Annotated in this window: 6 protein-coding genes; 1 reads left to right on the top strand and 5 read right to left on the bottom strand. The window is 64.1% G+C overall.

Annotated features, from left to right (window positions below):
- Nucleotides 1–206 precede the first annotated feature (206 nt).
- The 5 genes from APH33_RS20565 to ydcS form a co-directional block, all read right to left on the bottom strand.
- Complete coding sequence (locus tag APH33_RS20565) at nt 207–1,631, bottom strand: gamma-aminobutyraldehyde dehydrogenase (protein ID WP_054886925.1); 1,425 nt, start codon at nt 1,629–1,631, stop codon at nt 207–209.
- 17 nt (nt 1,632–1,648) lie between these two features.
- Nucleotides 1,649–2,455 (bottom strand): ABC transporter permease, encoded by an 807-nt coding sequence (locus APH33_RS20560; RefSeq protein ID WP_054886924.1) that lies wholly within the window; start codon nt 2,453–2,455, stop codon nt 1,649–1,651.
- Nucleotides 2,445–3,347: an ABC transporter permease gene (locus APH33_RS20555; RefSeq protein ID WP_054886923.1), complete on the bottom strand. Its 903-nt coding sequence runs from the start codon at nt 3,345–3,347 to the stop codon at nt 2,445–2,447. The genes APH33_RS20560 and APH33_RS20555 overlap by 11 nt, the downstream gene beginning before the upstream one ends.
- 1 nt (nt 3,348) lies before the next feature.
- Nucleotides 3,349–4,389 carry an ABC transporter ATP-binding protein gene (locus tag APH33_RS20550; RefSeq protein ID WP_054886922.1) on the bottom strand — a complete coding sequence of 347 codons (1,041 nt, stop codon included), beginning with the start codon at nt 4,387–4,389 and terminating at the stop codon, nt 3,349–3,351.
- 130 nt (nt 4,390–4,519) lie between these two features.
- Complete coding sequence (gene ydcS / locus APH33_RS20545) at nt 4,520–5,671, bottom strand: putative ABC transporter substrate-binding protein YdcS (RefSeq protein ID WP_054886921.1); 1,152 nt, start codon at nt 5,669–5,671, stop codon at nt 4,520–4,522.
- Nucleotides 5,672–5,887: 216 nt separating this feature from the next.
- Between ydcS and APH33_RS20540 the strand changes: the two genes are divergently transcribed.
- Nucleotides 5,888–6,574, top strand: a complete 687-nt coding sequence (locus APH33_RS20540) for a tellurite resistance TerB family protein (protein WP_054886920.1) — start codon at nt 5,888–5,890, stop codon at nt 6,572–6,574.
- Nucleotides 6,575–6,665: the final 91 nt, after the last annotated feature.

The raw sequence follows: 6,665 nt of genomic DNA, 5'->3' as shown, positions 1-6,665 counted from the left end.
TGGTCGCGTTGATTTCGGAGGTTGTCTTTTACCTCCGACCCTCTTTGCTGTATTTCACTACTGCCTTGTGTCCCAGATATTCCATGCCTTCTGGCTTCCTGATCGTAGGTTTTCGATGATCACAAGATAACGAAAGCAAGAGATGGGCTTGACGCAATGTAGGAAAGCTCCTGGATTGAGGTCCCGCCTCAATCCAGGCATTACGTTCAATGCTTGATCATCACATGCCGCACACAGGTGTAATCCTCCAGCCCATACATCGACATGTCCTTGCCATACCCCGAATGCTTCTGTCCCCCATGGGGCATTTCACTGACCAGCATGAAGTGGGTGTTGACCCAGGTGCAGCCATACTGCAAGCGCGCCGCCAGGCGGTGGGCGCGGCCGGTGTCGCGGGTCCACACCGATGATGCCAGGCCGTAATCGGAGTCGTTGGCCCATTCCAGCGCCTGCTCTTCGGTGCTGAAGCGGGTCACCGAGACCACCGGGCCAAACACCTCGTTGCGCACGATCTCGTCATCCTGCAAGGCGTCGGCCAGTACGGTCGGTTCGAAGAAGAAGCCATCCCCCGCAATCACCTTGCCGCCCGTCACCAGGCGGATATGCGGCTGGGCGATGGCACGCTGGACCAGGCCGGCCACCTTGTCGCGGTGCTGGGCGCTGATCAGCGGGCCGAGTTCGGTGTCCTCGGCATCCTGCAGGCCGGCCTTGAGGCTGGAAACGGCCTTGCCCAGGCGCTCGACGAAGCGCTCGTAGATACCCGCCTGCACATACAGGCGGCAGGCCGCCGTGCAGTCCTGGCCGGCGTTGTAGAAGCCGAACGTGCGGATGCCATCGATGGCTGCGTCGATATCGGCATCATCGAACACCAGCACCGGCGCCTTGCCGCCCAATTCCATATGCATGCGTTTCACACTGCTGGCAGTGGCGCCAATGATATGCGCGCCGGTGGGAATGGAGCCGGTCAGCGAGACCATGCGCACCTTGGGGTGGGTGACCAGCGGGTTGCCGACCGTCTGCCCACGGCCGAACAGGATGTTGAGCACACCGGGCGGCAACAGGTCCTTGGCCAGTTCGCCCAGGCGCAGGGCGGTCAGCGGGGTCAGCTCGGAGGGTTTGATGACTACCGTATTACCCGCTGCCAAGGCCGGGGCGACCTTCCACGCCAGCATCATCAACGGGTAGTTCCACGGCGCAATCGAAGCCACCACGCCCAGCGGGTCGCGGCGGATCATCGAGGTATGGCCCGGCAGGTATTCACCCGCCGCCGACCCGCCGAGGCAGCGTGCGGCGCCGGCAAAATAGCGGAATACGTCGGCGATGGCCGGGATTTCATCATTCAGGGCCGCGGCAAACGGCTTGCCGCAGTTCTGCGACTCGAGTCGGGCCAGTTCATCGCCATGGGCTTCGAGGGTGTCGGCCAGCGCCAGCAGCACCAGCGAGCGCTCCTTGGGGCTGGTCTGGGACCAGCTGTCGAAAGCCTGGTCGGCGGCGCGCACGGCGGTATCGACCTGGGCCTCGGTGGCTTCGTTGATTTGCGCCAGGGCGCTGCCTTCGGCTGGATTGAGTACAGTCCAGGCAGGGCCTTCGCCGGCGACCAGCTTACCGTTGATCAGCATTCGGGTTTGCATGAGGGACTCCTTGAGGGTCATTTGCCACTGCCCGCGACGCTTTCGCCGCCACGGGTCAGGTAATAGGCGCCGAGGATCGGCAACATGGTCACCAGCATCACCAGCATGGCGACCACGTTGGTCACCGGCACGTCGCGGGGGCGGCTGAGCTGGTTGAGCAGCCAGATCGGCAAGGTACGCTCGTGGCCGGCGGTGAAGGTGGTGACGATGATCTCGTCGAATGACAGGGCGAACGCCAGCATGCCCCCGGCCAGCAGGGCTGAGCCGAGGTTGGGCAGGATGATGTAGCGGAAGGTCTGCCAGCCGTCGGCACCGAGGTCCATGGACGCCTCGATCAGGCTCTGCGAGGTGCGCCGCAGGCGCGCGATCACGTTGTTGTAGACGATCACCACGCAGAACGTGGCGTGGCCTATGACGATGGTCAACACGCCGGGTTCTACACCCAGGCTCTTGAATGCCGAGAGCAGGGCAATGCCCGTTATGATCCCGGGCAGGGCGATGGGCAGGATCAGCATCAGCGAGATGCTCTCCTTGCCGAAGAAGCTGCGCCGGTACAGCGCCGCCGAGGCCAGGGTGCCGAGCACCAGCGCGATCAGCGTGGCCAGGCAGGCCACCTGCAGCGACAGCTTGATGGCATCGAGCACGTCGGGGCGGGCGAGGGCCACGCTGAACCAGTTGAGGGTGAAGCCCTTGGGCGGGAAGCTGAACGCCGCATCCTCGGTGTTGAAGGCGTACAGGAAGATGATCAGGATCGGGAAGTGCAAGAACAGCAACCCGCCCCAGGCCGCCAGGCGCAAGCCGACAGACGCTTTTTCAGAGTGCATCGAAGGCCCCCAACCGCTTGACGATGGACAGGTACACCGCGATCAGCACGATCGGCACCAGGGTGAAGGCTGCCGCCATCGGCATGTTGCCGATCGCCCCTTGCTGGGCATAGACCATGCTGCCGATGAAGTAACCCGGTGGGCCGACCAGCTGCGGCACGATGAAGTCGCCCAACGTCAGCGAGAACGTGAAGATCGAGCCGGCGGCGATGCCGGGGATCGACAGCGGCAGGATCACTTGCCGGAACGTTTGCCCGGGCCTGGCCCCAAGGTCTGCCGAAGCCTGCAGCAACGAGGGCGGCAGGCGCTCCAGCGAGGCCTGGATGGGCAGGATCATGAACGGCAACCAGATGTACACGAAGACCATGAAGCGCCCCAGGTGCGAGGTCGACAACGTGCTGCCGCCAACCCCGGGTACGGCCAGCACGGCCTCCAGCAGCGCACCCAGGTGCAGTTGCTGGATGAACCACTGGGCCACTCCTCCCTTGGCCAGCAGCAGGGTCCAGGCGTAGGTCTTGACGATGTAGCTGGCCCACATCGGCATCATGACCGCAATGTAGAAGAACGCCTTGGTCTTGCCGCTGGTGTAGCGCGCCATGTAGTAGGCGATGGGGAAGGCCAGCACCGCACTGGCCAGCGAGACCGCCACGGCCATGGCCAGGGTGCGCAGGATGATGTCGAAGTTCGAAGGGTTGAACAGCGCGGCGAAGTTGCCCAGGGTCAGTTCCGGGGTAACCGCCATGGTGAAGTCGTCGAAGGTGTAGAACCCTTGCCACAGCAGGCCTAGCAGCGAGCCCAGGTAGATGGCGCCGAACCAGGTCAGCGGCGGGATCAGCAACAGTGCCAGGTAGAGATTGGGGCGCCGGTACAGCAGGTCGGACAGATGGCGCATGTCAGCGCGCCTCAGCCAGGACAGTTTCCTGCAGCGCGGTCATCGCCTCGCGCGGCCAGCGCACCTGCACCTGCTGGCCGGCCTGCCAGGGCTGCGGTAGCGCCTGCCAGCGGTCGTTGGCGTGGCTCACAGCCAGCAGCTGACCGTTGTCCAGCTGCACCTCATAGCGCGTGGCGCTGCCCTGGTACTGGATATCGCGCAGCAGGCCACTGAGCTGGACGTCATGCGCCTGGCCGGCCTGCTCCACCAGGCGGATATGCTCCGGGCGAATGGAAAACGGTGAGCGACTGCCACTGAGCTGTTCGGCGAGGTCGCCCCGTATGACATTGGAGGTGCCGACGAATTCGGCGACGAAGGTGGTCGCCGGTTTCATGTACAGGTTACGCGGCGTGTCGACCTGCTCGATGCGCCCGCGGTTGAACACCGCCACCCGGTCCGACATCGACAGTGCCTCGGTCTGGTCGTGGGTGACGAAGATGAAGGTGATGCCCAGCTGACGCTGCAGTTTCTTCAATTCGCCCTGCATCTGTTCGCGCAGCTTCAGGTCGAGCGCGCCCAGCGGTTCATCGAGCAGCAGTACCCGTGGCCGGTTGACCAGGGCGCGGGCCAGGGCAACGCGCTGGCGCTGGCCGCCGGAGAGTTGCGCCGGTTTGCGTTCGCCGTAGCCGGCCAGGGCAACCATGGCCAGCGCTTGTTCGGCGCGGGCATGACGCTCGCCCTTGGCCACGCCCTTGACCTTGAGGCCGTAGGCGATGTTGTCGCGCACGTTCATGTGCGGGAACAGGGCGTAGTCCTGGAACACGGTGTTGACGTCGCGCTGGTAGGGTGGCACGCCAGCGGCCTCGACACCATGGATGCGGATCGACCCGCTGTCGGGTTGTTCGAAGCCGGCGATCAGCCGCAGGCAGGTGGTCTTGCCCGAGCCGGAGGGGCCGAGCATCGAGAAAAATTCGCCGTCATCGATGTCGATGCTGACCTGGTCGACGGCCTTGACCTCGCCGAAGGTGCGGGAAACCTGGGTGAACTGGACGGCTAGGGGCATTACCTTGGCTCCGTTCGATTTCTGTCTCGTCTACTGGCCTCTTCGCCGGCGCGTCCGCTCCCACAGGTACGGCGCGGTTCCTGTGGGAGCGGGCGTGCCCGCGAAGAGGCCGGTACAGGCTCAACCGGCTTTAGCGCCCGCCCATGATCGCGATGTAATCCTGGGTCCAGCGGCTGTACGGCACGAACTTGCCGCCTTGGGCCTGAGGAGTTTTCCAGAAGGCGATCTTGTCGAAATTGTCGAAGCCGTTGGTCTTGCACCCTTCAGCCCCCAGCAGTTCACTGCCGGTGCAGGCTGCCGGGACTGCCGGCAAGGAGCCGAACCAGGCGGCGACATCGCCCTGCACCTTGGGTTGCAGCGACCAGTCCATCCACTTGTACGCGCAGTTGGGATGCTTGGCCTCGCTGTGCAACATGGTGGTGTCGGCCCAGCCAGTGGCGCCTTCCTGCGGAATGGTCGAGGCCACAGGCTGGTTCTCGGCCTTCAGGCCGTTGACCATGTAGCCCCACGAACTGGAGGCGACCACGCCTTCGTTCTTCACGTCGCTCATCTGCACTGTGGCGTCGTGCCAGTAACGGTGGATCAGCGGTTGCTGTTGGCGCAGCAGTTCCAGCACGGCCTTGTACTGTGCCTCATTGAGCTCGTACGGGTCGTTGATGCCCAGCTCGGGTCTGGCCGATTTCAGGTAAAGCGCCGCGTCGGCGATGTAGATCGGCCCGTCATACGCCTGCACGCGGCCTTTGTTCGGCTTGCCATCGGGCAGGTCTTGCGGCTCGAACACCACGTTCCAGCTGGTGGGTGGCTGCTTGAAGACGTTGGTGTTGTACAGCAGCACGTTCGGGCCCCACTGATACGGCGTGCCGTACACCTGTTTGTCGACCACGTACCAGCCGCCGTTCTGCAGGCGCGGGTCGATGTTCTTCCAGTTGGGGATCAGTGCCGTGTTGATCGGCTGCACGCGCTTGCCGACGATCAGGCGCAGCGAGGCGTCACCGGAAGCCGTGACCAGGTCGTAGCCACCCTTGGTCATCAGGCTGACCATTTCATCGGACGTGGCCGCCGTCTTGACGCTGACCTTGCAGCCGGTTTCCTTTTCGAAACCGGTGACCCAGTCATAGGCCTTGTCGCTTTCGCCGCGCTCGATGTAGCCGGGCCAGGCGACGATATCCAGCCGGCCCTCACCGGCGCCCAGGGCCTTGGGCATCTCGGCGGCCTGCAGGCTGGCGCTGGCCAGCAGCGCGCCGGTCGCGGCGCCGAGCAATGCGGTCTTGTGCACTGACATGGTGTTCCCTCTTTTTGGAGATTTTGGTCGGGGCAGTCGTCAAGAAAGCAGTGAAGCAACGGTTATAAGCGTAGTCGCCTGTGCAAGTGGTTGGCGATGAGGAGTCTAGTTGGCTTTTTGCCAGCTAATGCAACATCCGGAAGCAAATCCCTGGGTGGCGTGCCGGGTGGCAAGCCGTACTCTGGGCGCTCCTTCTCATACCGTGGAGACGTGCGCATGAACACCCGGGGCCTGCTCGACCAACTGCTCAAATCCGGTCAGGAACTGCTCAACAAGCCTTCTGCTGCGGGTAAGCCCTCGGCTGGCACGGGTGGGCTGGGCAGCCTGCTCTCCGGTGCTGGAGGGGGTGCCCTGGGGGCAGGGGCGCTGGGCCTGCTGCTGGGCAGCAAGAAGGCCCGCAAGTATGGCGGCAAGGTGCTCACCTATGGCGGCCTGGCCGCACTTGGCGTGCTGGCCTACAAGGCCTATGGCAACTGGCAGGCACGCCAGGGCGCAGGCCAGGGCGCCGAGCCGCAGACCCTCGACCGCCTGCCGCCGGCCCAGGCCGAGCAGCACAGCCAGGCGGTGCTGCGCGCCCTGGTGGCGGCGGCCAAGTCCGATGGCCATATGGACGACCGCGAGCGGGCTTTGATCGAAGGCGAGTTCACCCGCCTGGACAGCGATCGCGACCTGCAGCACTGGCTGCACGATGAGCTGAACAAGCCGCTGGACCCGGCCGAAGTTGCCCGCGCGGCGCAAACACCGGAGATGGCGGCCGAGATGTACCTTGCCAGTGTGATGATGGTCGATCAGGAAAACTTCATGGAGCGCGCCTACCTGGACGAACTGGCCCGGCAGTTGCGTCTCGACCCTGCTCTGCGCCAGGAACTGGAGAGCCAGGTACGGCTTGCCGCAGGCCAGTGAAGCGGAAAATAGCCAGGCCGACCAGGATAGAGGCCTGAATACCTCGCATTTCAGCCGCAATAGGGTAGCAACCCTGGGCTATAATTCGGCG

It is taken from the genome of Pseudomonas sp. NBRC 111130 (assembly GCF_001320485.1).
GTDB classification, from domain to species: Bacteria; Pseudomonadota; Gammaproteobacteria; order Pseudomonadales; family Pseudomonadaceae; genus Aquipseudomonas; species Aquipseudomonas vlassakiae.
This window is presented reverse-complemented; position numbering and strand designations above follow the sequence as displayed.

What these genes read in the sequence shown, in the direction of transcription:
- APH33_RS20550 (WP_054886922.1), bottom strand. Translation starts at nt 4,389, where the DNA reads ATGCCCCTAGCCGTCCAGTTCACCCAGGTTTCCCGCACCTTCGGCGAG.
- APH33_RS20560 (WP_054886924.1), bottom strand. Translation starts at nt 2,455, where the DNA reads ATGCACTCTGAAAAAGCGTCTGTCGGCTTGCGCCTGGCGGCCTGGGGC.
- APH33_RS20555 (WP_054886923.1), bottom strand. Translation starts at nt 3,347, where the DNA reads ATGCGCCATCTGTCCGACCTGCTGTACCGGCGCCCCAATCTCTACCTG.
- ydcS (WP_054886921.1), bottom strand. Translation starts at nt 5,671, where the DNA reads ATGTCAGTGCACAAGACCGCATTGCTCGGCGCCGCGACCGGCGCGCTG.
- APH33_RS20565 (WP_054886925.1), bottom strand. Translation starts at nt 1,631, where the DNA reads ATGCAAACCCGAATGCTGATCAACGGTAAGCTGGTCGCCGGCGAAGGC.
- APH33_RS20540 (WP_054886920.1), top strand. Translation starts at nt 5,888, where the DNA reads ATGAACACCCGGGGCCTGCTCGACCAACTGCTCAAATCCGGTCAGGAA.